Annotated in this window: 21 protein-coding genes; 12 read left to right on the top strand and 9 right to left on the bottom strand. The window is 36.9% G+C overall.

What is annotated here, in order from left to right; translation table 11 throughout:
• The first annotated feature begins 11 nt into the window (after positions 1–11).
• Positions 12–2,012 carry a YhgE/Pip domain-containing protein gene (locus tag B5P42_RS05330; RefSeq protein ID WP_113733776.1) on the top strand — a complete coding sequence of 667 codons (2,001 nt, stop codon included), beginning with the start codon at positions 12–14 and terminating at the stop codon, positions 2,010–2,012.
• A 53-nt stretch (positions 2,013–2,065) separates the two neighbouring features.
• Here the strand turns inward: B5P42_RS05330 and B5P42_RS05335 are convergent, their stop codons facing one another.
• The 3 genes from B5P42_RS05335 to B5P42_RS05350 form a co-directional block, all read right to left on the bottom strand.
• The gene (locus B5P42_RS05335) at positions 2,066–2,446 is read right to left on the bottom strand and encodes a VOC family protein (protein WP_000609851.1); all 381 of its coding nucleotides are present in this window, start codon (positions 2,444–2,446) and stop codon (positions 2,066–2,068) included.
• Positions 2,447–2,640: 194 nt separating this feature from the next.
• Positions 2,641–3,798 (bottom strand): acyltransferase, encoded by a 1,158-nt coding sequence (locus B5P42_RS05340; RefSeq protein ID WP_078175841.1) that lies wholly within the window; start codon positions 3,796–3,798, stop codon positions 2,641–2,643.
• A gap of 167 nt (positions 3,799–3,965) precedes the next feature.
• Positions 3,966–5,183, bottom strand: coding sequence for a dicarboxylate/amino acid:cation symporter (locus tag B5P42_RS05350; RefSeq protein WP_002016167.1), 1,218 nt, complete (start codon positions 5,181–5,183; stop codon positions 3,966–3,968).
• Between the two features lie 224 nt (positions 5,184–5,407).
• Here B5P42_RS05350 and B5P42_RS05355 point away from each other — a divergent pair, with 224 nt between their 5' ends.
• From B5P42_RS05355 to B5P42_RS05365, 3 genes are read left to right on the top strand one after another with little or no spacing between them, the layout of a single operon-like run.
• Positions 5,408–5,710: a PTS sugar transporter subunit IIB gene (locus B5P42_RS05355; protein WP_002089630.1), complete on the top strand. Its 303-nt coding sequence runs from the start codon at positions 5,408–5,410 to the stop codon at positions 5,708–5,710.
• 14 nt (positions 5,711–5,724) lie between these two features.
• Complete coding sequence (celB, locus tag B5P42_RS05360; protein WP_113733778.1) at positions 5,725–7,026, top strand: PTS cellobiose transporter subunit IIC; 1,302 nt, start codon at positions 5,725–5,727, stop codon at positions 7,024–7,026.
• Between the two features lie 9 nt (positions 7,027–7,035).
• On the top strand, positions 7,036–7,353 hold the full coding sequence (locus B5P42_RS05365; RefSeq protein WP_078175844.1) for a PTS sugar transporter subunit IIA: 318 nt from the start codon (positions 7,036–7,038) through the stop codon (positions 7,351–7,353).
• Between the two features lie 110 nt (positions 7,354–7,463).
• Here B5P42_RS05365 and speD read toward each other — a convergent pair whose 3' ends face one another.
• Both speD and B5P42_RS05375 read right to left on the bottom strand, forming a co-directional pair.
• Entirely contained in the window at positions 7,464–7,835 is a 372-nt protein-coding gene (gene speD, locus B5P42_RS05370; protein ID WP_060749239.1) for an adenosylmethionine decarboxylase, read from the bottom strand.
• Positions 7,836–7,862: 27 nt separating this feature from the next.
• Positions 7,863–8,990, bottom strand: coding sequence for a polyamine aminopropyltransferase (locus tag B5P42_RS05375; protein ID WP_113733779.1), 1,128 nt, complete (start codon positions 8,988–8,990; stop codon positions 7,863–7,865).
• 430 nt (positions 8,991–9,420) lie between these two features.
• Between B5P42_RS05375 and B5P42_RS05380 the strand changes: the two genes are divergently transcribed.
• From B5P42_RS05380 to chbG, 5 genes are all read left to right on the top strand, one after another.
• Positions 9,421–9,723 carry a PTS sugar transporter subunit IIB gene (locus tag B5P42_RS05380; protein ID WP_001023565.1) on the top strand — a complete coding sequence of 101 codons (303 nt, stop codon included), beginning with the start codon at positions 9,421–9,423 and terminating at the stop codon, positions 9,721–9,723.
• A 15-nt stretch (positions 9,724–9,738) separates the two neighbouring features.
• Positions 9,739–11,046, top strand: coding sequence for a PTS cellobiose transporter subunit IIC (gene celB, locus B5P42_RS05385; protein WP_113733780.1), 1,308 nt, complete (start codon positions 9,739–9,741; stop codon positions 11,044–11,046).
• Between the two features lie 183 nt (positions 11,047–11,229).
• A complete protein-coding gene (locus B5P42_RS05390) occupies positions 11,230–11,553 on the top strand; it encodes a PTS lactose/cellobiose transporter subunit IIA (protein WP_000989054.1) in 324 nt (107 codons plus the stop codon).
• 3 nt (positions 11,554–11,556) lie between these two features.
• A complete protein-coding gene (gene celF / locus B5P42_RS05395) occupies positions 11,557–12,882 on the top strand; it encodes a 6-phospho-beta-glucosidase (RefSeq protein ID WP_113733781.1) in 1,326 nt (441 codons plus the stop codon).
• A gap of 51 nt (positions 12,883–12,933) precedes the next feature.
• Positions 12,934–13,638, top strand: a complete 705-nt coding sequence (gene chbG / locus B5P42_RS05400) for a chitin disaccharide deacetylase (RefSeq protein ID WP_113708874.1) — start codon at positions 12,934–12,936, stop codon at positions 13,636–13,638.
• Positions 13,639–13,678: 40 nt separating this feature from the next.
• Here the strand turns inward: chbG and B5P42_RS05405 are convergent, their stop codons facing one another.
• Positions 13,679–14,860, bottom strand: a complete 1,182-nt coding sequence (locus B5P42_RS05405; protein WP_113733782.1) for a chromate transporter — start codon at positions 14,858–14,860, stop codon at positions 13,679–13,681.
• 189 nt (positions 14,861–15,049) lie between these two features.
• Between B5P42_RS05405 and exsM the strand changes: the two genes are divergently transcribed.
• Positions 15,050–15,463, top strand: a complete 414-nt coding sequence (gene exsM / locus B5P42_RS05410; RefSeq protein WP_002166452.1) for an exosporium regulatory protein ExsM — start codon at positions 15,050–15,052, stop codon at positions 15,461–15,463.
• A 73-nt stretch (positions 15,464–15,536) separates the two neighbouring features.
• Here exsM and B5P42_RS05415 read toward each other — a convergent pair whose 3' ends face one another.
• The 3 genes from B5P42_RS05415 to B5P42_RS05425 all read right to left on the bottom strand — a co-directional run bounded on the left by B5P42_RS05415 (position 15,537) and on the right by B5P42_RS05425 (position 20,493).
• A complete protein-coding gene (locus B5P42_RS05415; RefSeq protein WP_113733783.1) occupies positions 15,537–18,215 on the bottom strand; it encodes a sigma-54-dependent transcriptional regulator in 2,679 nt (892 codons plus the stop codon).
• 258 nt (positions 18,216–18,473) lie between these two features.
• Entirely contained in the window at positions 18,474–19,211 is a 738-nt protein-coding gene (locus B5P42_RS05420) for a polysaccharide deacetylase family protein (RefSeq protein WP_113733784.1), read from the bottom strand.
• A 208-nt stretch (positions 19,212–19,419) separates the two neighbouring features.
• Positions 19,420–20,493: a glycosyltransferase family 4 protein gene (locus tag B5P42_RS05425; RefSeq protein WP_002068377.1), complete on the bottom strand. Its 1,074-nt coding sequence runs from the start codon at positions 20,491–20,493 to the stop codon at positions 19,420–19,422.
• A gap of 450 nt (positions 20,494–20,943) precedes the next feature.
• On the opposite strand from B5P42_RS05425, the gene B5P42_RS05430 reads away from it, so the two are divergent.
• Together B5P42_RS05430 and wecB are read left to right on the top strand one after the other, a co-directional pair.
• A complete protein-coding gene (locus tag B5P42_RS05430) occupies positions 20,944–22,314 on the top strand; it encodes a UDP-glucose dehydrogenase family protein (RefSeq protein WP_113733785.1) in 1,371 nt (456 codons plus the stop codon).
• A gap of 75 nt (positions 22,315–22,389) precedes the next feature.
• On the top strand, positions 22,390–23,505 hold the full coding sequence (gene wecB, locus B5P42_RS05435) for a non-hydrolyzing UDP-N-acetylglucosamine 2-epimerase (protein ID WP_002034751.1): 1,116 nt from the start codon (positions 22,390–22,392) through the stop codon (positions 23,503–23,505).
• Positions 23,506–23,518 lie beyond the last annotated feature (13 nt).

Here is a 23,518-nt window from a genome sequence, read left to right on the forward strand (position 1 = left end):
GAGTATGTTTCATGAAGGGAATTCAACTTATATTTAAAGATTGGAAGGCGATGTGGAACCATAAACATGGACGTATCGCTTTAATTTTTTTATTAATCGTTCCTTTAATTTATTCAGGATTCTTCTTAGCTGGATATTGGGATCCGTACGGAAAATTAGATAAATTACCTGTTGCAGTTGTTAATTTAGATAAGGGTGCTGTGATGGATGAAAAAACAATCCAGGCTGGAGACGATTTTGTTAAAAATTTAAAAGAGAATAAGGAATTGGCGTTTCATTTCGTATCAGAAAAAGATGCTGATGAAGGGCTAAAAGAAGATAAGTATTATATGGTGGTTACGATTCCGGAGGAGTTCTCTAAAAAGGTAAGTACACTAATGGATGAGAAACCAGAGCCGGCGAGGCTGCAGTACAAAGTAAATCCAGGGAAAAACTTTGTAGCAGCTCAAATTGGAACGACAGCTGTTGAAAATATGAAAACAAAAATCTCAAATAGTATTACGAAATCTTATACAGAAGGTGTCTTTTCAAAGTTTCAAGATTTGGCACAAGGGTTGAGTGATGCAAGAAATGGCGCTGAGAAGTTGCACGAAGGAACGACGGATGCAAAAAATGGGGCGAATCAGCTTGCAGATGGTATTCATCGTTTAAATGATGGAACAGTGAAGTTAAAAGAAGGAAGTGATAAGCTTGCCTCTAGTCAATCGGCCTTAACTGGGGGAGCAAATGAGCTTAGTCAGGGAGCGACATCACTTCATAATGGTATGGAGCTGCTAGCACAGGGTGAGAAGTCTTTACAATCAGGAGTTAGTGAATTAAGTGCTGGTACAAATGAATGGGTGAACGGAAGTGAGAAACTTGCTGAAGGGCAAGTGAAAGCAGACAATGCAGCAAATAGTGTAAAACAACAATTAGAAGAGTACGTGAAAAGTCATCCAGAAGTGCAGCAAGATCCTGCTTTTCAAAAGATCATTGCTACTTCTAACGGATTAGCTAAAGCAACAAACACTTTAAATAATAGCCAACAACAATTGACACAAGGTGCGCGGAAGCTTACTGATGGTCAGCATAAGATTGAGGAAGGCATGAATACATTCGGAGTTAAGTTAAACGAGGCTACCGCTGGAACGAAAAAGATAGCAGATGGTACTTCGAATTTAGCTGATGGATTTACGAAGTGGGGAAATGGATTTACATCATTACAAGAAGGTGTAAATCACCTTGCGAGTGGCGGAACAGAGCTGAATCATGGTGCTGATAAGTTAACGAACGGATTTGTTAAACTTGACGATGGTGCGAAAGAACTTTCTACGAAATTGGGAGAGGGTGCAGAGAAGATAGCGGATGTTCGCAATGATGATGCACGCAATACGATGTTCTCAGAGCCGGTTCAATTAGTGAAGTCGACAGTTTCTGATGTGCCTAACTACGGTTCAGGTATTGCACCATACTTTTTATCACTGGCATTTTATGTTGGCGGAATTATGGCATCGAATATTTTACCTCTTGGCCGTAGACAAAATATGAAGGTAAGCGGAACAGTACATTTTATTAATAAACTAGGATTAGTATATTTAATTGGACTCATTCAAGCACTACTTGTAGATGTGGTAGTGTTAGGAGTTATGAAATTAGAAGTTGCAAGTGTATCACTCTTTGTTTTATCAAGTATTGTTATTTCCTTTACGTTCATGACATTTATTCTTATGTTAGTAACGGTATTCGGCATTGTTGGGAAGTTCGCAGCGGTAACGCTTCTCGTTCTTCAATTAGCGACGAGCGGAGGTACTTTCCCAGGAGAGTTAAATATAGCTGTGCTTAGCAAAATTGGACAGTTTCTCCCAATGTCTCATTCTCTTAGAGGATTACAAGATGTTATCTCTTTAGGAGATTGGTCGCAATTACGAATGCAAATTTTAATTTTATTATGCTATCTCGTTGTCGCTGGTGGAATCACATGGGTTACGAGTCATATACAGCATAAGGAAACGAATGCAGAGCAAGTTTCTTAATAAAAGAAGCTATCCGAAAAGGTTTTATTATGACCTTTTCGGATAGCTTTTTCTTATTTCTTTTCCATAACTGCAAAGTAGTTATTTTCATTATCAGCAAAGTTGAACGCTCTACCAGTAGGTAAATCTACAACTTGTCCAACTGTAACATTTTTCTCAGAAAGATCTTTATACAGTTGATCTAAGTTATTAGAGAAGAACATAAGTGAAGGGGTATTTAAGTTTAATTCAGGTTGCATCTTCGCAATTAACGCCTTATCGTGAAGGACGATGCTTGTTCCAGCTTCTTTTGCCGGCGCAATTTCAATCCAGCGAAATCCTTGACCGTTATTTTCTTCCGCAACGATTTGGAATCCTACTGTTTCTGTCCAAAATTGTACTGATTCATCTTGGTTATTTACATATAACATAATTTGCCCAATTTGATTAATCATAGGTGTGTCCTACTTTCTTTTCTTATATGAAATACTATCCCGCATTAACGGGCAGTAAGACCCCTACCTCAAAATTCAGCAAAAGAAAAGAAGTTAGGTGGGGATCGGGCTGCCCGTAAATGCCCGATTGGTTCAACTAATAATCAGTGGGGGATGAAGAACCCCTCCACTGATTAAAGTTTCACTTTATTATATCAAATATAAGGTTTAAATACTTTTTCATGATTTTTCCGAATGGCAATCTTCGCCCATTTCATATTTGTCGTAGGGGAAGGCCCTGTAACCCACGTGTGAAATGGTAGTATGCTACCAATGACCATTGCTGAAATAGAGATTGTGGTCGTTAATATAAATAGTAATAGGCTATATAATATTGTGTTTTCTTGCAGTGCGAATAAGGAAAGAAATTTTGTACATAGTTGCAAGAAGAAAAAATGAGCTAAATAAGCGCCATACGTGTAATTCCCGATAAAACGTAAAGCTTTATATAAGAAACCACGTCGCTGTACAATTGTAATAGATAACACGTACAGTATCATAATTTCACAAACAATATATAAAAACATGGACGGTTTTAAATAAGTAGAAACCGTTAAATGAATAGAATTGGCGCCGTAAAAACTAAATAACTCATAATTGATGAATAAAAATAAGATGAAAAATAGTATTGTGATAAGCGGAATATGTTTCATGACAAATATACGCCAAGTTTTTAATGATACAGCAGCTATTCCTCCCATGACGAAATAGAATGAGTAGAAGAAGAAGGAACGATCTGTATAATGTAAAATGGTTGAACTAGTCAGTTTCTCTCCATTAAAAATGTAGTGAGAAGAGTACCACATTAAGAAGAAATATAGACAAGCGAAAATGGTCATATATTTATATATGTCTTTTTTATTTTCTGTTCGTTTTTGAAACCAATAAAATAGTGTGCATAGCAACGGGAACAATAAGTGAATTTGGAACATCATAATAACGTACCAAAGATGAGGTGCAGCTGTTCCGAGTAATAAACTTTTTATTCCGCCTTGTAGTGTAATGACATCGTTTGTTGTTAATAGGTAAAGAATAGACCAGAAGAAATAAGGAATGAGTAAATGTGCGGCTTTTTCATAAATATATTCTCTGTAAACGAGTTGCTTCGTATATAGCCGAATTAAATGGAAGCCGACGATAAATATGAATGCAGGTGCTGAAAATTTTGCAAGATTAAATAGCATGCCCATAATGAGGGATTGCTCGAGTAAGACATTTCCTTGATTCATTGTATATAATAAGGAACTTTGCAAAACGACAGCAAGAAATGCAATGCTTTGCAAAACTTTGAATTCTGGTGCGCTTTGAGTCATTGTATCCATCTCCTTTTCCATACATGATTATAGTACGGAGAATGGATAATGGATGTGGAATATTTGTGAAGATTATAACAAAATTGTGGCGGGATGGGATTATATCGACGTTTCGACAAATAACAACAAAAAAGAGGATGCTCCACCGAGCATCCTCTTTCTATATATTAAGCAAATTTATTTTTGATCCAGTTTTTACCTTCTACAAGACGAGCTGTCATTACGGCACAAGCGTTATCTCCTGTTACGTTTAACACTGTTGCAGGAGGATCGATGATTGTACTAATTGCGGCGATAATTGGCAATGCTTCTGGTGGGAATCCGTATAGAGAAACGATTAACATTTCACCAATCATACCCCCGCCCGGAATAGCACCCATTACTGTTCCTACTAATAGAGAAACAACAAGTGCAATTGCTAATGTTTTCGGTCCTTCGAATTCCATGTTGAAAATACCGAATAAGAAAGCAATTTTTAATACCCCGCCTAAAACAGATCCATCTTTATGAAGTGTAGATCCAAGAAGGACAACTGTTTCACGAACGTCAGAAGAAATACCCATTTTCTTCGTTGCTTCTAAGTTCGCTGGAATACTTGCGGCACTACTACAAGTTGCAAGTGATGTAACTGTAGGAGAGACCATGTTCTTCCAAAATACTTGTACACCTTGTTTGCGACCTGCAAGGTACGCATAGAATGTAAAGAATACAAAGAAGTAAATAAGAGAAGCTGGATAGTATACCATTGCTGCTCGGAAGTAAGTTCCAAGAAGTTGTGGTCCGAATTCACCAACTAATGCTGCGAAGTAGGCAGCTAGTCCGATTGGAGCATAGTACATAATGAAAGATACGACTTTCATTGAAATTTCTGCACCAGCTTGTAGGAATGTAGCGAATGGTTTTCCTTTTTCACCAACTGCTGAAGTTGCAACCCCCATTAAGATAGAGAAGAAAATAAGGGCTAACATGTTCTCACGAGATAGTAACTTTGAAAAGTCTGATACTGTTATGATACCGACAATTTGATCAGCAACACTAACTGCTTTTTCAGCTTTATCAGGCTGCGTTAGTTCTAATACAACACCTTGTGCTGGCGGGAATACTTTCACGATAATAATCATAAAAATAGCAGCTAAAATACTTGTAAATAAGAAAGTTCCAGCCATACTAGACATAATTTTACCGAAACGTTTTAATCCATCCATATTAGCAATAGATGACGCGATGCTAAAGAACACTAACGGTACAACAATCGTAAACATTAAGTTTAAGAAAATGTCACCAAGCGGCTTTAAAGCAACTGCATCGGCACCCATGAAATAACCAATGAAACCACCAATTAGGATAGAAGATAATAAAATAAGCGGAAAGCGATATGCCTTCATAAATATATCCTCCTATCGATTATAAAAAATCATACTGAATCATTATAGCGAGTTAGAGACTTCTTTACTAGGAAAATACGGATAGATGGAATAGCGTGAAAACCGAGAAATTTTTGTTTTTAAGCTCGGCATACAGTTAGAAATCTAGACATATATATTTGTAACCTAGTGGTGGCAAGGGCTACACCATAACTTAGGTTTGGAAAAAGGGGGAGGGGAGCGAGATGAATATTTTACTTTGCTGTGCAGCGGGAATGTCTTCCAGTTTGATTGTTACAAAAATGGAGAAAGCAGCAGAGGCAAGAGGGATACAGGTAAAGATTTGGGCAGTATCAGGTTCAGAAGTGCGAAATCATATTGATACTGCAGATGTACTTTTACTTGGACCGCAAGTACGTTATTTATTACCGAAAATGAAAGAATTATGTAAGGAGAAGGGAATACCTGTTGATGTCATTCAATCCGTCCATTACGGACTTTGTAATGGAGAGGCTATCTTACAAGCAGCTTTGTCCATGAAACCATGAGGAGAGTGGGATAGATGATAAAGTTTTTAGAGAAATATGTGATGCCAGTGGCAGGGAAGGTTGCAGAGCAGAGGCATTTGCAAGCGATTCGTGATGGAATTATTTTGACGATGCCTTTCTTGATTATTGGATCTTTCTTTCTAATTATTAGTGCTTTACCCATACCCGGGTATAATGATTTTATGGCAGGATTGTTTGGGGAGAGTTGGCAAAAAGCTTTAGGGTATCCAGTTAGCGCAACATTTAATATAATGTCTTTAATAGCTACTTTTGGAATCGCTTACAGACTTGGTGAGTATTATAAAGTGGATTCTTTAGCATCTGGTGCATTATCACTTGTATCATTTTTGCTTGCAACACCGTTCCAGGTTATGTATATGATACCAAATACAAAGGAAAGTGTACTTGTAGATGGGGTTATACCAGCTGCGCTAATGGGAAGCCAAGGTTTGTTTGTGGCGATGATTATTGCAATTATATCTACTGAAATTTATAGATTTATTGTGCAAAAAAAGATGATTATAAAAATGCCAGAGACAGTTCCATCAGCAGTAACACGTTCATTTGCTGCGCTTATTCCAGGTTTTATTGTCGTGACGGTTGTTTGGATCATTAGATTGATTTTTGAACATACGACTTTCGGTAGTATTCATAATGTTGTAGGGAAGCTTTTACAGGAGCCTCTTAGCGTGCTTGGGGCTAGTCTTTGGGGCGCGGTAATCGCAGTTATTATTGTCCATGTACTTTGGGCTTGCGGAATTCATGGCGCTGCAATTGTAGGTGGTGTAATGAGCCCGATTTGGTTGTCGTTAATGGACCAAAACCGAATTGCTTTTCAGGCTGGGCAAGACGTACCGAATACGATTACTGCGCAGTTCTTTGACTTATGGATTTATATGGGCGGTTCTGGCGCAACACTTGCTTTAGTTGTAGGAATGTTATTATTTGCGCGAAGTCAGCAATTGAAAAGTTTAGGACGATTGTCGATTGCACCTGGTATTTTTAATATTAATGAAATGGTGACTTTCGGAATGCCGATTGTAATGAATCCGCTTTTACTTATTCCATTTATACTGGTTCCAGTCGTGTTAACGGTTGTTTCTTATTTTGCAATGGAATGGGGATGGGTTGGACGTCCGAGCGGAGCTGCTGTACCTTGGACTACACCTATTCTTTTTAGTGGATATTTAGGATCAGGCGGGAAAATTTCAGGGGTTGTTTTGCAACTCGTTAACTTTGCGATTGCATTCTTTCTTTATTTGCCATTCTTAAAAATATGGGATAAACAAAAAGTAGCGGAAGAAAAGGGGGAGTAAAGAAATAACATGGATACGATAGAGACGAAAGCTTTTCATTTAATCTTGCATGGAGGAAATGCGAGAAGTTGTTCAATGGAAGCAATTGATTGTGCGAAGCGCGGTGAATTTAAGGAAGCGGAAGCTAAACTACAAGAAGCTTTAAATGAATTGCAAGAGGCACACCGCTTACAAACGGAGCTCATACAGAAAGAAGCTGGCGGGGAAAAAACCGAAGTTACCCTTTTGATGGTGCATGCACAAGATCATTTAATGAACGCAATTACAGTGAAGGAATTGGCGAGTGAGTTTGTAGAATTATATAGAAAGATGTCGGTGGATGAATGAACCTTGCTTATGCGAGGTTTTTTTATGTATGTGTCCGTACCATCAGTGGAGTGTTTGTTCCACTGATGGTATTTACAATCCTCCTTTTTACGGATGGGTAAGAGTGATAATTAATCGGCAGTAATAATCTCTCCTGTACCACGAATTAGTTTTTTTATATGCATCTCATTTGGTCTTAATATACTTACGATATAATTAATCGCTATTTGCGGTTCAACGGTCGTACCGCACGTATAACAGTCGATGGCTGCAAAGTTTTTTTCTGGATAAGTGTGAATTGAAAGGTGGCTTTCGGATAGTAAAACTAAAACAGTAACGCCATGCGGATCGAATTCTTTTGTACTTACGTTTAAAATATGGGCACCAGAGCAATCTGCAGCGTTAACTAAATGATATTCTAAAAAGTGAACATCATCTAATAGGGAAAAGTCCACTCCCCATAAATCTACTATTATATGCTTACCAAAAGTAGAATATTCCATAGGGTAGCACTCCTTACTATAATATTGTCAAAACTCCATTTCCTTTTTGTAACATTGATGTAGGATAAGATTCGATTCTGAGTTTAAAAGAGCGAGATTACGTTGTTCTAAATGTTCTTCTTTAAATTGAAACAAAGGAGAAAGAAGAGAAGGTAATGTTCGAGGAGTTGGTATTACATATAATTGCTCAATTTGATCGAGTACATAGGCAGAATTAGCAGCAATATGAAATCCCCAGTCAGTTCCGAAAGAAGGAACGATTGTATGATAACTTTTCACAGTTAATCCAGCATGTTCAATAGTGTTACCGATGCTCCAATATACTAGAGGTGCATCAGCAGGTGAATTAGATTGGCAGACGAACGCACCATCTTCTGTTAAAAACGTAGCTATACGAGCAAAAAGTTCGCTTGTATATAAAGTACTTAATAACTCTGTCGCTGGATCAGGGAAATCAATGATGATTACATCGTATAAAGATGAAGGTGAATTTAGAAATTCTTTTGCATCGCATACGTGCACGTTCACGCGATTATCAAAAAAAGCGTTTTTGTTTAAAGATACTATTTCTGGAACATTACGTGCCATATTAATCATTGCCTCGTCTAAATCAACAAGGTCTACGTGTAGCACAGTTTCATATTTCAAAACTTCTCGTAAGGCAAGACCATCGCCACCACCTAATATGAGAACACGTTTTGGATCAATTACTTTTGCCATAATCGGATGTACAAGCGCTTCATGATAAATTTGCTCATCAACGGAGCTGAATTGTAGTTGCTTGTCCAAGTATAAGCGAACATCGTTTACTTGGACTAAGTTAATATTTTGATAATTACTCTTTTCTTCAAATAAATTCGTATGTTCACCAGCTTGTATTTCCTTTAGAGAAATTTCATCCCACACATCTAAGCTGTGTGAATCTGTGGGTACTATAATTACATTTTCCGATTGTACTTGCTTATCGTCTTCATCCTCGTCGTGTTTATCTGGTTCGTCGTGTTTGTCAGGTCTGTCTTGTTTATCTTCAGTGTCCTGTCGATCTAGTGTATCCGTGTTGGAATTTAATTCAGAATCCTCTTCTTGTTTATACCATTTATTTTGAACCTGTATTCTATAAATCTTCATTCTATTCTTTTTTCTATGCTTTGGCATTGGAATCCCCTTTCAAAATACTTTATTTTATTCTATTCTATTCTATGTAATTTAATAGAGTTTGACTGGACAATAACTAGACGAGTGTCTTGAATAGGTATTTGTTTTGATTTGAGTTGAAATATTATATTTTTTGGTACTATATTTTCACACTTTTAAAAAAATTAGTGTTTTTTTGTTTTAAACACAACTAGACAACTAAACACTAATCTATTTTCATACAGTTATGTGTTAAAAGTGAGGTGTTTTATAACACACTGTGTGTTTTTTTGGGGACACACTGATTGAAAGCGGTAACACACAAAGAAATCACTCGAAAAAACGCTGATTTTAGGCGTTTTGAAAAGTTGGCACGGTAATTGCATTAATAAATAGCGTAAAGAAAAATAAAAAACATAAATTTTTTATACCACACAAGGGGGATTTATAAATGAATATTTTATTATGTTGTTCAGCAGGGATGTCTACAAGTTTACTAGTTACAAAAATGGAAGCGGCTGCAAAAGCTCGTGGTCTAGAAGGTAAGATCTGGGCTGTATCTGGGGATGCAGTAAAAAACAATATCGATCAAGCAGACGTACTATTATTAGGACCGCAAGTTCGTTACATGCTTTCTACAATGAAAACGCTTGCCGATGAGAAAAACGTTGGAGTCGATGTTATTAACCCAATGCACTACGGCATGATGAATGGAGAAGCAGTTTTAGATCACGCATTAACACTAAAAAAATAATTAGGGGGAAGCGAAATGCAAAAGTTTATTGCATTTATGGAGAAGTATATTGTTCCTGTCGCTGGTAAAATCGGATCGCAACGTCACTTAGCTGCGATCCGTGATGGATTTATTGCAGTTATGCCACTTATTTTAGTTGGTGCATTGGCATCACTAATTAATGGTTTTCCGTCTGAAGCTTTCCAAGAGTTCATGAAAGGTTTGTTTGGTGAAACGTGGAAACAAGTTGGCAGTGGAATGTGGACTGGTTCTTTCGCAATTCTAGCACTAATCATAGCATTTACAACAAGTTATAACTTAGCAAAATCTTACGGCGTTGATGGTTTGTCAGCAGGTATTATTTCATTTGGTGCGTTAATTATTCTTACGCCAACAACACCGAAAGAAGGCGGATTGAACTTAGCTTGGACAGGGGCACAAGGGCTATTTGTAGCAATTATCGTGGCACTCCTTGTTACTGAGGTATTCCGTTTCTTTGTACAAAGAAACATTACTTTTAAAATGCCTGATGGAGTACCACCAGCAGTTTTAAGATCTTTCGCAGCTATAGTTCCAGCATTTGTTATCTTAACAGTAGTTGCAGGTATTCAATTAGCAGTGAAATTAGCTGGTACAAGTGTTCATGAATTTATCTTTAATACGATTCAATCACCACTGCAAAGTTTAGCAGGGACATTACCAAGTGCAATTGTCATTGTACTCCTTGTTCATCTTCTTTGGTTCTTCGGTTTACATGGGCCAAATATCGTTGGTGGTATTATTGAGCCATTATACTTACCGGCATTAGAGAAAAATATGAAGTTATTCCAAGGTGGTACATCTGCATTTGATGTTCCAAACATTATTACAAAACCATTCTTTGATACTTTTGTATATCTTGGTGGTTCTGGTGCAACATTAGCATTCTTAGTGGTCGTATTACTTGTAGCAAAAAGTGCACAATTACGCGGTGTATCTCGCTTATCAATTGGACCAGGTGCATTCAATATTAACGAACCAGTAATCTTTGGTACACCAATTATTTTAAATCCAATTTTATTCTTACCGTTTATCCTAACACCAATTGTATTAGTAATTACTTCTTATACAGCGATATCTATTGGTTGGGTACCAAAAACAGTTGTGATGATTCCATGGGCAACACCACCAATTATTAGTGGTTATCTTGTAACGGGTGGACATTTCTCAGGTGCAATTCTACAGTTATTCAACTTTGTAATTGCGATGGTAATCTACTATCCATTCGTTGTATTATCTGACCGTTCTGTTGTTCGTACTGAAAAAGCAGCAGCACAAGGAAATAACAACTCTGTACCTATGTAACATAGTAATTGTTCTCACAGGTAACATTATCTGTGAGAACAATCACCTTTATATCATGTTCAGAAAGATGAGACCCATCTACAAGAACACCAAACTATCATTAATAAAATAATAATTTAATAGAAATGTTCAAATTGAAGGGGTATTTAAATCGGTTGAACCATAATAGAGAGGGCGGTAATTATGATGACTACAGCAGAACAAATTCCATTCCAATTGATTTTAAATAGTGGTAATGCACGAAGCTTTGCAATGGAGGCACTTCAATTTGCCAAACAGGGGAAAATGGCAGAAGCTGATGAAGCGATGGTAAAGGCGAAAGAAGCGATTAATGAAGCGCATCATTTCCAAACAGAGCTCATACAATCAGAAGCAAGAGGGGAAAAAACAGAGATTAGTGTTCTTTTAATTCATGCGCAAGATCATTTAATGAATTCTATTACGGTAAAAGAATTAGCGGCAGAATTTATTGACCTTTATAAAAAGCTAGAAGCGAAAGGGGAATAAAGCATGAATGGAATTAAAATTGCTACAATCGGCGGTGGCTCTAGTTATACACCAGAGTTAATTGAAGGATTTATTAAACGTTATGACGAGCTTCCTGTTCGTGAAATTTGGTTAGTAGATATTGAGGCAGGAAAAGAGAAGTTAGAAATCGTTGGTGACTTAGCGAAACGTATGGTGAAAAAATCAGGTTTACCAATTGATATTCATTTGACACTTGATCGCCGTGAGGCATTAAAAGATGCTGACTTCGTAACAACGCAGCTTCGCGTTGGTTTGTTAGAAGCACGTGCAAAAGATGAAGCAATTCCATTAAAATATGATGTAATTGGTCAGGAAACGAATGGTCCTGGTGGTTTGTTCAAAGCGCTGAGAACGATTCCTGTTATTTTAGATATTTGTAAGGACATGGAGGAACTTTGTCCGAATGCATGGTTAATTAACTTTGCGAATCCGGCTGGTATGGTAACAGAAGCTGTCCTTCGTTATACAAACATTCAAAGAGTAGTTGGTCTGTGTAACGTTCCAATTGGAATTCGTATGGGTCTTGCAAGATTACTTGAAGTAGATGCAAGCCGGGTACACGTTGATTTCGCTGGTTTAAATCATATGGTATACGGATTAGATGTATACTTGGATGGCGTAAGCGTAATGGATCGTGTATTAGAACTTGTAACAAATCCAGAAAAGCAAATTACGATGGAAAACATTGCTGCGCTTAACTGGGAGCCAGACTTTATTCGCGGTCTTCGTGCAATTCCGTGTCCATATCATCGTTACTACTATAAAACACGTGAAATGTTGGAAGAAGAGAAAGCAGCTTCGATTGAAAAAGGTACACGTGCAGAAGTAGTAAAACAATTAGAAGATGATTTATTCGAGCTATATAAAGACCCTAATTTAGATATTAAGCCACCACAATTAGAAAAGCGCGGCGGAGCTTATTATAGTGACGCAGCATGTAGCTTAATTACGTCTATTTACAATAATAAAGGTGATATCCAGCCTGTTAATACACGAAACAACGGAACAATTGCAAGCTTGCCACATGATTCGGCTGTTGAAGTGAACTGTATTATTACGAAAGAAGGTCCAAAACCAATTGCGGTCGGAGATCTTCCAGTACCAGTTCGCGGTTTAGTACAGCAAATTAAATCATTTGAGCGCACAACAATTGAAGCTGCTGTTACAGGGGATTATCATAAGGCGCTGCTTGCTATGACAATTAACCCACTTGTACCATCAGATAAAGTTGCAAAACAAATTTTAGATGAAATGTTGGAAGCACATAAAGAACATCTTCCACAATTCTTTAAGAAGATAGAGAAATAAAAAGCGGCGCTGTTTAGCCCGCTTTTTTTAATTCTAGTAGGAGGTATTGCGATGATTAAACTAATTGTAAATGCAGATGATTTCGGTCTTACGGAAGGTACAAATTACGGGATTATTGATGGACATAAAAACGGGATTGTAAATTCAACGACGATGATGATGAATATGCCAGGGACAGAGCATGCCGTACGCTTAGCGAAAGAGTATAAAACGTTAGGGATAGGAGTTCATCTCGTATTAACGGCAGGAGAACCGCTTCTTAAAGACGTTCCATCACTTGTAAGTAGCGATGGATTGTTTCATAAACAAAGTGTTGTATGGGAAGGAAATATAAATCCAGAAGAGGTAGAAAAAGAATGGACTGCTCAAATTGAGAAGTTTTTATCTTACGGATTAACACCAACTCATTTAGATAGTCATCATCACGTGCATGGATTACCGCTTTTAAACGACGTTCTTGAGAGATTAGCAAGTAAATATAATGTTCCAATTCGTCGTTGTGAAGAAGAGCGAGCGGTGCGCCCATTTTCAGATGTGTTTTACAGTGACTTTTACGCTGACGGTGTGACGGAAGATTACTTTGTGAAGTTAAAGGAAAGAGTGCAGGACGAGCAAACGGTAGAAATTATGGTGCATCCAGCTTATATTGACCCAGAGCTTGTGAAACGTTCTTCTTACGTAATGGATCGCGTGAAAGAGTTGCGTATTTTAACGGAGAGTGAGCTTCCTGAGGGAATGGAGCTTGTGAAGTTTTAATAGGAAAACGACGGCTAAATGGGGCCGTCGTTTTTTGTGCTTACAAAATAGATAGAACATATCCACCGAAGGCCCCGATTATAACGATAACCCAAGGTGGTGTTTTCCAAAAAGCGAGTAAGCAAAATAGAAGAGAAGCAAAAACGAAATCTACAGAATTCATAATTGTACTCGTCCAAATTGGATCATAAAAAGCTGCAAGTAAAATGCCGACAACGGCTGCGTTTACTCCAAGTAGTGCACCTTGTATGTAAGATACTCTCCTTACACTGTCCCAAAATGGTAAAACGCCAACAACGAGCAGGAAGGCAGGAAGAAAGATAGTGATCGTTGCAACAACTGCTCCGGCGGTTCCATTTAGCACTGCTCCTATATAAGAAGCGAATGTAAATAGTGGCCCTGGCACTGCTTGTGTTAATCCGTATCCAGCAAGAAATTGTTCTTTTGTCATCATCCCGTTTTGTACAAACTCACTTTCAAGAAGAGGAAGTACGACATGCCCTCCGCCAAATACAAGTGCACCAGAGCGATAGAAGCTGTCAAATAAAGAGATGACATAAGAGTATGGTCGTAACATCGGTAACAGTATTAATAGTCCGAAGAATAAGACGAGACAAGATATGGCTACCATTTTTGAAATAGGTACGTTTATTTTATGAGCTTGGCTAATTGGCTGGCCACGATATAAAAACCAACCGATGAAACCAGATACTATAATGAGAATTACTTGTGTCCAGCTACTTGGCCATAATAGGGCGATTGCGGCAGTTGCAATTGCGATTGTTGCACGGTTTCGGTCTGGTGTTAACTTTTGAGCCATTCCCCATATTGCATGAGCGACAATTGCGACCGCTACAAGTTTCAGTCCGTGAATCCAGCCAGTACTTCCAAGCTCGAATTGGTTAAGAAATGAAGCGAAGAAAACTAAAACGAGCACAGATGGGAGAGTGAATCCGATCCATGAAATAATGGCTCCTAATAATCCGCCGCGCAATAAGCCAACTCCCATACCGACTTGGCTGCTAGCAGGGCCAGGAAGGAATTGACATAGTGCTACTAAGTCTCCGTAACTTCGTTCATCCATCCATTTTCTTTTTTGCACGTATTCATGATGAAAATAACCAAGATGGGCGACAGGACCACCAAATGAAGTAAGTCCTAATTTAAATGATACGAGAAAAATCTCTATTAATGATTGGAAAGAGTAGTTATTATTTTTCAAAATTTCCTCCTAGACTGTTTTTCTAAGTGCATTATACAAGAGGGAGTAAAGCAAAAGAAACGATTTTAATGTAAAGATTGTGTGAATCTTTTCTTCGTAATTAAAATTTGAAAAAGTCATAAATGATTATGTCTAAACCATAAAGTAGTAGAAGTAGTGCTGGGAAATTTATATGAGGAGAATGCCCGTATGACAACACATTTCTTTGCTAGGTTAACAGGGAAGAGGGAAGTACCTCCTGTAAATACAGAAGCTTACGGTGTAACAGAGCTCATTTTTAGTGAAGATTTAAAGAAGTTGCAATATCGGGTCATATTAAAAAATATAAAAAAAATCACGTCATGCCAAATTCATTTAGGAAAAGCGAATCAAATTGGTCCAGTTATTTTAAGTTTGTTTGGTCCGTTAGAGCAAGGAATTAGCGTGAATGAAGGAGTCGTTACTGGTGTAGCTAGAGTAGAGGATTTTGAAGGGCCTTTACAGGGGAGAGCATTTGACAGCTTGTTTCAAGAGATAATGCAAGCAAATGTATATGTAAATGTTAATACGAAATCTAATAAAAAGGGAGAAATAAGGGGGAGAATAAGGGAAGTAAAGAAGTAAGCGAAAAGGCTGTCCAAAAAACATTTTGGAACAGCCTTTTCTAATTATATAGAGTGCTACAATATCGCCTAGTTTAATTTTTTACAGGCTGATTTTTAATGAAGAAGTCCATTATATAAAATACTTCGTCATCTGGGATTTGTATTTCAAATGTATTTTCAATAGGTTGCAATGCTTTTTTCACTTTCATATACATCCAGTACTCATCTTGTCTTCGTTTCTCTTTATCAGGATGAGGGATGAGACTTTCGCCTTTTTGAAGACGGTCAACCATGCAGCTCATATGCAAAATCACACCCATTAAACTGTCGGGAGTTAGCTGTAAAGAAATCAATTCTTGAATTGTATTTAATGCATAACGAATTGTTTTAATAAGTAATGCTCCATCGTTACGCTGCATTTGTTGTTCAAGAATATCAGCCATTTTTGCATATGTTTCTTCATACGTAATCAATTCTTGAATTGGTTGAATAGCTGTGTAGTTCACAATGTCTTGGAAATGATATGTTAAGCAAGGTATTTGCATATCGAAATTCGTGACGATACAAATGATATTACGCTCTTTTTTTATGTTCTCGATCATTTTCGTTAAATCTTTTTCATGAACGATGCTAATCGGAATAATTTCAATTAAGTCTTTATCAAAGCGTAAATAGTTCTCTAACATTTTTTGAATTGCTAAAGCACTTCCTTCGCCGGTTAAACAAGCTGTTAAAATCACGGATTTCATTGGCGATAGTGGCTTTTTCTTTTCTTCCTGTACGTTTAAATAGAACGGTGTTAAGTTCTTCACTGTTTCGTATAGTGCATCTAATGAATAGCCAAGTTGAGCTTTTCGAGCTGCTTCTAGTGCGTGTGGTGTACTCGTCATGGAAAGAACACGTACAGGGATTTTGAATTCAGTTTCTAATATATCACCAATATAAGCGAGAGATCCCATATCAACAAGTAAGAGAAGCCCGTTTACATTTTGAAGTGTTTTCATATACACTTTAACACGCTCTAAGAAGTCTTTTGGTGATTCATGCAAGGGCATATCGATACCAGTTACTTCATCAATACCGAGAAGTTCGTTTGCAACGTTTGCCATTTCTGTTGCGATGCCATTACCGTGTGCTAATATTAATACTTTTACTTCTGTTTGTGAGGCAGGAATTGGATCAACAACGAAGAACATTGTTAAAAAGCCAGCTTCATCAATAGGTATTGTTATTTGTAATTCTTCTTCTAATAGCTGAATACATTGCATAGCTACGGAAAAAGCTTCTTTATATTTCGTACGAATTTGATTTAATTGTGGGTGGTGAATTTGTTTCCCGCCCTGTAAACGTTGTAGAGTTGTCTGTACATGTAAACTTAAAGCGAGAAATACTTTTTCATCGAAAGTTTTAGATAAATATTTTTCAGCTAGTTCCGCGATTTTTTCACATACGGAAACGATATTACGATCCACAATTTTAAAAACATTTTCATGACTTGTCTTTTTAGATATTTGGTTAAAGTATTGGACGAAAAAGCTTTGAATATCATTTTCTATTAGTAATTCTAATTCTTCCTCTTCAATGCCGCGTGCTTGAAGTTCTTCATATTTATAATCAATATAATCGTAAATAGAAGAGCGACTTCCTTCGGGTTTTATCGTATGTTTACTCCAACCTTCATCACCTGTAAATACAAATGTTTCATTTGGTATTTGATATAGATGACGGCTCTTTCTTTCAATAAATAATCCTTCTTTCATATACCAAGGTAAATCTGTACTTGAAACACAGACAGAATCACGTTTTTTTGTTACGAAATCAGAATAAGCTTTCGCACAGGCAATTTGTACGTCCGTTTTCAATTGACCGATGTTATTTGGACAATTGTAAAAGACGAAAGCACGCATTGTATTTGGACTAACATGAATCTCTTTCCTTAGACGAATTGCTTCATTTGTAAAAAATAGTTGTAGTAAAGCAAACCGTTCTTTATGTGTTCGCTCACGAAGTGGTGGAAGCGTAACGGTCATCGGAATACGTCTTGTAAATGTTTTTAATAAGAATGAATTTGGTTCTTCGGTTGTTGCAGTAATAATCAACACTCGTGCCTTACGTTCATTTTCCGTTTCTCCAAGGCGGCGGTATACTCCGCGATCAATAAATGTGAAGAGCATCTCTTGTCCTTCTGGAGGAAGGCGATGTACTTCATCTAAGAAGAGGATTCCTTCATGTGCTTTTTCAATTAACCCTTTTTGATCACTGGCACCTGTGTAAGCTCCTTTTTTTATCCCAAATAACTGTCCAAGTAGTAGTTGTGGATTGTTTGCATAATCAGCACAGTTAAAGACGATAAAAGGTGCATCTTTTGGAAGTTGTTCCACTTCAATTGCGTATTCGTGCATTAAAGAAGCGAACATCGATTTTCCGACACCTGTTTCTCCAAGTAGTAAAGTATGCATACCGTTTGGAGGATAGAGAATAGAAGCTTTTGCTTTTTCAATTGCAATTTTTAGGCTTGTATTTTCAATAGCAAATGTATCTAATGAAGTGCCCTTTGTTGAATGCGTTTCCAATGAAGTGTTCGTTTCTATATAAAAACGGACAGGGCGTGTACTCGTTTTTAATAAACGATTATCTTTCACAAGCTTGTTTAAATCGCTACTAACATTTGCACGGTCTAACTGTAGAAGTGTAGCGAGTTCTGATGCTGTTATACCTTCTGTATAATTCCCTTTTTGTATTGCGTTAAAAATGAGATCTATTCGTTTCATTTCTATTCACCTCGAAACTTCATCACTATTTAAAATTCTACACAAAAATGAGAAGTGTGGGAAGAGAAAAATAAAGTGAAACTTTAATCAGTGGGGTTTTTGTTCATCCCCACTGATTATTAGCCTTCACCAATCGGGCGTTTACGGGCAGTTGATCTCCCACCTAACTTCTTTGTTCCAGCTGAATTTTGAGGTGGGAGTCTTACTGGCCGGCAAATAGCGGGGTAAAACAGCTTTAGTACATAGGCACTAAAGCTGTTACAATCTTGTGTCTTTCCAAAAATTCACTTCGAGATGGGAAGATGGATTGTAGGGAAGTAGTTTATATCCTTGTGAGTGTAAATAATCAATTACTTTTGGGAGTATTTGCACTGTGACACTAGAATCATGCATTAAAATAACCTCTACTTGTTCATCGCTTTGATTTCGTACCCTTTCTAGTATTGCGGAAGGATTATCATAGCTTTTCCAGTCATATGTATCAATTGTCCAATCCCACATTTTATACTGGGCAGATACGAGTGCATCACGGTAATTCTTTTTTAAGTAAGGCATGCTACCGTATGGGACCCGAACGAGATGTGTATTTAAATGTGTAACTTGCTGGACAATGTTTTGGGTTTGCTCCATTTCTGCAATTAAAACAGATGGATTGCCAGTATAAAGACGTTTTACATCATGCGACATACTATGGAGACCGATATAATGTCCATCTTTAATCAATCGCTCCATCGTTTTTTTATAATGTGGCACCTTTCCGCCAATAACGAAGAAAGTTGCTTTTCCGTTCTTCTCTTTTAAAATATTTAAAATTTGTGGTGTGTATTTATTTGGTCCGTCATCAAATGTTAAGTACGCAATTTTTGTTGTAGGAGAGGTAGTTTGAATACTTTGGTAATCTTTTACTTGAATGTCTGTAGTTGCTTTTGTATTCGATGATGCGTACATAGTAATAGTTAAAAATAAAATTATACATTGAAGTAATCGCTTGATCATAACATTCACCCTCAGTTTGACAATCAAGATGTAAAAATGAAAATTTGATACTTTTTTCGTTATACGTATATCTTTCTCCAATAGAGGCACTCTCAAACAATCTATATTTTGGAAATGGGGAATAAGGATTAAAAAATAAAAAATAGCATCCTCTTATGAAAAGAGGATGCTATTTGAATATTTCATAATAGTAAAGGCTATACTACAATTAGTCTTCGCGTTTTTTCACTTTTTTATAGAAGGAAATAATTGGTTTGTAACGTTCGTGTACAAGACCGATTACTTCAGCAATGATTTCTGTAAAGAAGATTAAAATGAAAAGAAGAATAATGGATAACCATAATGTTGCACTACTGAAAATAATTGCATTTACACTAAAGAAAATACCCAATGCGTAAATAATTAGTACCGTTTTACGATGAGAGAATCCCATTGCAAGCAAACGGTGATGTAAATGCGATTTATCAGGTGCTGAAATAGGCTTTTTATTTACGATACGGCGGATAATTGCAAATGTCGTATCAAATATAGGTACACCTAAAATAATGATTGGAACGATAAAACTGAATAACGTTACGCTTTTGTATAATCCAAGTAACGATATAACAGAAATACAGTATCCTAAAAATAGTGCTCCTGTATCTCCCATGAAAATTTTTGCTGGATGGAAGTTGTAGAATAAAAATCCAATTGTACTTGCTAATGTAATCAGTGCTAGAGGTAATATAATAGCTGCTCCAGTACCCCATGGGCTAGTGAAGGCCATATATGCTAGCGTTGCAAGTACGATAGATGAAATCCCTGCGGATAATCCATCTAATCCATCAATTAAGTTGATGGCATTTGTAATACCGACAATCCAAAATACAGTAATTGGATAAGCAAGCCATCCGAGTTCAGTATCTCCAAGAATTGGAATATATAATACTTGCACTAATAATCCACTTTTTACAATCATGATGGCAACTAATAGTTGTCCACCGAATTTTACCCTCGCAGATAGTTCGTACATATCATCTAAAATCCCGATGATAACAATGATGATAGCACCTAAAGTTATCGATAACATTCTTTGTTCGTACAATCCACCGACAACAAATCCTACGGCTACACCGATGAAAATTGCTAACCCGCCAAGACGAGGCATAATTTTTTGGTGTACTTTACGCGCATTTGGCTTGTCTGTTGCTCCTATTTTGAAAGCTAATTTAATAACTAAAGGAGTAACGACGAGTACAGTGATGAAAGATGCCAAAATGGCATAAATCACTTGTGAGTCCATTAATACCCCACCCTTTATAGTTTAACGTAATTTTTTCAATCTTATTTATCTGAAAATTATGATGTTTATTTACAGGCTCATAACATATGGTATCACAAAAAGATTAGAATTCAATCTTTTTTTCTTTTGGCTGTAAAGGGGAGTGAATAGAATATATGACAATTGGATATGGAATGTTGTGTCCTTTGAGAAGGTTGATCTCATATTGTGGCTTGTAATATGACATTGTACTTCCCTCTCATATAGCGATGACTTTTGTTTCAGTATTATAAGTGTTGCACGTAAAATGAGTAAGTTCCGTGTTAAATTGTGGGAATTTACATTTTGTATATATTGCATCATTTAACTTTACAAAATCTTAAAAAATAATAAAAAAACGATTCATATAATAAAGAAATGAAAGAGTTTTATCATTCTTAGTGTGAGAGGGGGAAGCACAGGGGGAGTTCTATGTATTCGTATATTTTCTTATGTATATTCCTGTGCAAAAAGAAAATGAAAATTAAGATAATAGGTACCGGATATGTTGGATTGATTACAGGAGTAGGATTGGCGAGATTGGGACATTCAGTCACATGTTTCGATATAAATAGTGGGAAAATTGAACGGATTAAACAAGGCGAGTTACCTATTTATGAATGTGGATTAAATGAATTAATAAATGAAGCATACGAGAATAATCATTTAACTTTTACAGCAAGTAAATCAGCGGCATTTAATGATGTAGAGTTTATATTTATTGCAGTGGGAACGCCATCTTTATTAGATGGAACAGCAGATTTAACGTATATTCGTAGCGCTTGTGATGATATTGGAACATATGTGAATAACGATATTATTGTTGTTACGAAAAGTACGGTTCCTGTAGGGACAAATGATGTAATGAGAGAATGGATTGAGGATAAACTACAAGGTAGACATGAATTATATATTGTATCGAATCCAGAGTTTTTAAGAGAAGGTTCTGGTATTTATGATTTTTTTCAGGGTGATCGTATCGTAATTGGAGCATGTAGTGAAGAAGCAGCAAGGAAAGTAGAGAATTTGTACAGTAAATTAAGCTTACAAACGTATATTACAGATATTCGAAGTGCTGAGATGATTAAATATGCATCTAATGCTTTTTTAGCTACGAAGATTAGTTTTATTAATGAAATTTCTAATATATGTGAGCAAGTGGGTGCAGATATAGTAGATGTAGCTACAGGGATGGGGATGGATAAGAGAATTGGTGCATCTTTTTTAAATGCAGGCATCGGATATGGAGGATCTTGTTTTCCAAAAGATACGAAAGCACTTGTGCAAATTGCAGGGAATGTTTCTCATGATTTTCGCTTGTTGAAAGCAGTCATTGAAGTGAATAATAAACAACAGTTGTTGTTAGTTGAAAAAGCGAAGAAAATTATAGATATGAAGAAGAAGCGAATTGCGGTTCTTGGTGCAGCATTCAAACCGAATACTGACGATATTAGGGAAGTGCCATCACTTATTACAATAGAAGGATTAATTAATATAGGTGCGGATGTGGTTTTATATGACCCGCAAGCTATTCAAAATGTAAGAAGTTTATTTGGAAATACGATACGATACGCTGAGTGTATAGATGAATCGATTAGAGAGGCGCATGCAGTTTTTATCGTAACAGAATGGGAATCAATTCGAAATTATCCGCTAGAAAAGTATGCACAGCTTATGAGGGAACCTATTCTATTTGATGGGAGAAATTGTTATACTAATGAGGATGCCGAGAAGCATGGATTAGATTATTACTCAGTTGGGCGAAAAGACGTCTGTAATAGTAATGTTTCTCAGGCGCGTTAAAAACTGTATTTTCACATGCATATTTTTATATGCGATAATAGAAGTTTTAACTAGTGAAAGAAAAGAGGTAATGAAATGACTGAACGTTTAAAAGTAATGACAATTTTCGGGACACGACCAGAAGCAATTAAAATGGCCCCTCTTGTATTAGAGTTGCAAAAGCACCCAGAAAAGATTGAATCAATTGTGACTGTAACAGCACAACACCGTCAAATGTTAGATCAAGTATTAAATATCTTTGGAATTACGCCAGATTTCGATTTGAATATCATGAAAGATCGTCAAACGTTAATCGATATTACAACACGTGGTTTAGAAGGTTTAGATAAAGTAATGAAAGAAGCGAAGCCTGATATCGTACTTGTGCATGGTGATACAACGACGACATTTATTGCAAGCTTAGCTGCTTTCTATAATCAAATTCCAGTAGGACATGTTGAAGCAGGACTTCGTACATGGGATAAGTATTCCCCATATCCAGAAGAGATGAATCGCCAACTAACAGGTGTAATGGCGGATCTTCATTTCTCACCTACAACAAAATCAGCAACGAACTTACAAAAAGAAAATAAAGATGAGTCACGCATTTTCGTAACAGGAAATACAGCGATCGATGCACTGAAGACAACTGTAAAAGAAACTTATAGCCATTCGGTGTTAGAGAAACTTGGAAATGATCGTCTTGTACTTATGACAGCACACCGTCGTGAAAATTTAGGAGAACCAATGCGCAATATGTTCCGTGCAATTAAGCGTCTTGTTGATAAGCACGAAGATGTACAAGTTGTATACCCTGTTCATATGAATCCTGTTGTTCGCGAAATAGCGAATGATATTTTAGGCGAGCATAGCCGTATTCATTTAATTGAGCCGTTAGATGTAATTGATTTCCATAACGTTGCAGCTCGTTCATACTTAATGTTAACTGATTCTGGTGGTGTACAAGAGGAAGCACCATCACTAGGTGTGCCAGTCCTTGTCCTTCGTGATACGACGGAACGCCCAGAAGGTATCGAAGCAGGTACGCTGAAATTAGCAGGAACAGATGAAGAGACAATCTTTGGTCTTGCTGATGAGTTGTTATCTGATAAAGAAGCTCATGATAAGATGACGAAAGCATCTAACCCTTACGGCGATGGTCGTGCATCAGAGCGTATTGTAGAAGCGATTTTACAACACTTTAAGAAGTAACAACAATTGCGTG

The sequence above is a fragment of the Bacillus sp. SRB_331 genome, from assembly GCF_003264175.1.
In the GTDB taxonomy this organism is placed as follows: Bacteria; Bacillota; Bacilli; order Bacillales; family Bacillaceae_G; genus Bacillus_A; species Bacillus_A mycoides.

Bases quoted from the DNA above. Each gene is read 5' to 3' on its own strand.
- B5P42_RS05330 (WP_113733776.1), top strand. From the start codon at position 12: ATGAAGGGAATTCAACTTATATTTAAAGATTGGAAGGCGATGTGGAAC.
- B5P42_RS05335 (WP_000609851.1), bottom strand. From the start codon at position 2,446: ATGATTAATCAAATTGGGCAAATTATGTTATATGTAAATAACCAAGAT.
- B5P42_RS05340 (WP_078175841.1), bottom strand. From the start codon at position 3,798: ATGACTCAAAGCGCACCAGAATTCAAAGTTTTGCAAAGCATTGCATTT.
- B5P42_RS05350 (WP_002016167.1), bottom strand. From the start codon at position 5,183: ATGAAGGCATATCGCTTTCCGCTTATTTTATTATCTTCTATCCTAATT.
- B5P42_RS05355 (WP_002089630.1), top strand. From the start codon at position 5,408: ATGAATATTTTACTTTGCTGTGCAGCGGGAATGTCTTCCAGTTTGATT.
- celB (WP_113733778.1), top strand. From the start codon at position 5,725: ATGATAAAGTTTTTAGAGAAATATGTGATGCCAGTGGCAGGGAAGGTT.
- B5P42_RS05365 (WP_078175844.1), top strand. From the start codon at position 7,036: ATGGATACGATAGAGACGAAAGCTTTTCATTTAATCTTGCATGGAGGA.
- speD (WP_060749239.1), bottom strand. From the start codon at position 7,835: ATGGAATATTCTACTTTTGGTAAGCATATAATAGTAGATTTATGGGGA.
- B5P42_RS05375 (WP_113733779.1), bottom strand. From the start codon at position 8,990: ATGCCAAAGCATAGAAAAAAGAATAGAATGAAGATTTATAGAATACAG.
- B5P42_RS05380 (WP_001023565.1), top strand. From the start codon at position 9,421: ATGAATATTTTATTATGTTGTTCAGCAGGGATGTCTACAAGTTTACTA.
- celB (WP_113733780.1), top strand. From the start codon at position 9,739: ATGCAAAAGTTTATTGCATTTATGGAGAAGTATATTGTTCCTGTCGCT.
- B5P42_RS05390 (WP_000989054.1), top strand. From the start codon at position 11,230: ATGATGACTACAGCAGAACAAATTCCATTCCAATTGATTTTAAATAGT.
- celF (WP_113733781.1), top strand. From the start codon at position 11,557: ATGAATGGAATTAAAATTGCTACAATCGGCGGTGGCTCTAGTTATACA.
- chbG (WP_113708874.1), top strand. From the start codon at position 12,934: ATGATTAAACTAATTGTAAATGCAGATGATTTCGGTCTTACGGAAGGT.
- exsM (WP_002166452.1), top strand. From the start codon at position 15,050: ATGACAACACATTTCTTTGCTAGGTTAACAGGGAAGAGGGAAGTACCT.
- B5P42_RS05415 (WP_113733783.1), bottom strand. From the start codon at position 18,215: ATGAAACGAATAGATCTCATTTTTAACGCAATACAAAAAGGGAATTAT.
- B5P42_RS05420 (WP_113733784.1), bottom strand. From the start codon at position 19,211: ATGATCAAGCGATTACTTCAATGTATAATTTTATTTTTAACTATTACT.
- B5P42_RS05425 (WP_002068377.1), bottom strand. From the start codon at position 20,493: ATGGACTCACAAGTGATTTATGCCATTTTGGCATCTTTCATCACTGTA.
- B5P42_RS05430 (WP_113733785.1), top strand. From the start codon at position 20,944: ATGTATTCGTATATTTTCTTATGTATATTCCTGTGCAAAAAGAAAATG.
- wecB (WP_002034751.1), top strand. From the start codon at position 22,390: ATGACTGAACGTTTAAAAGTAATGACAATTTTCGGGACACGACCAGAA.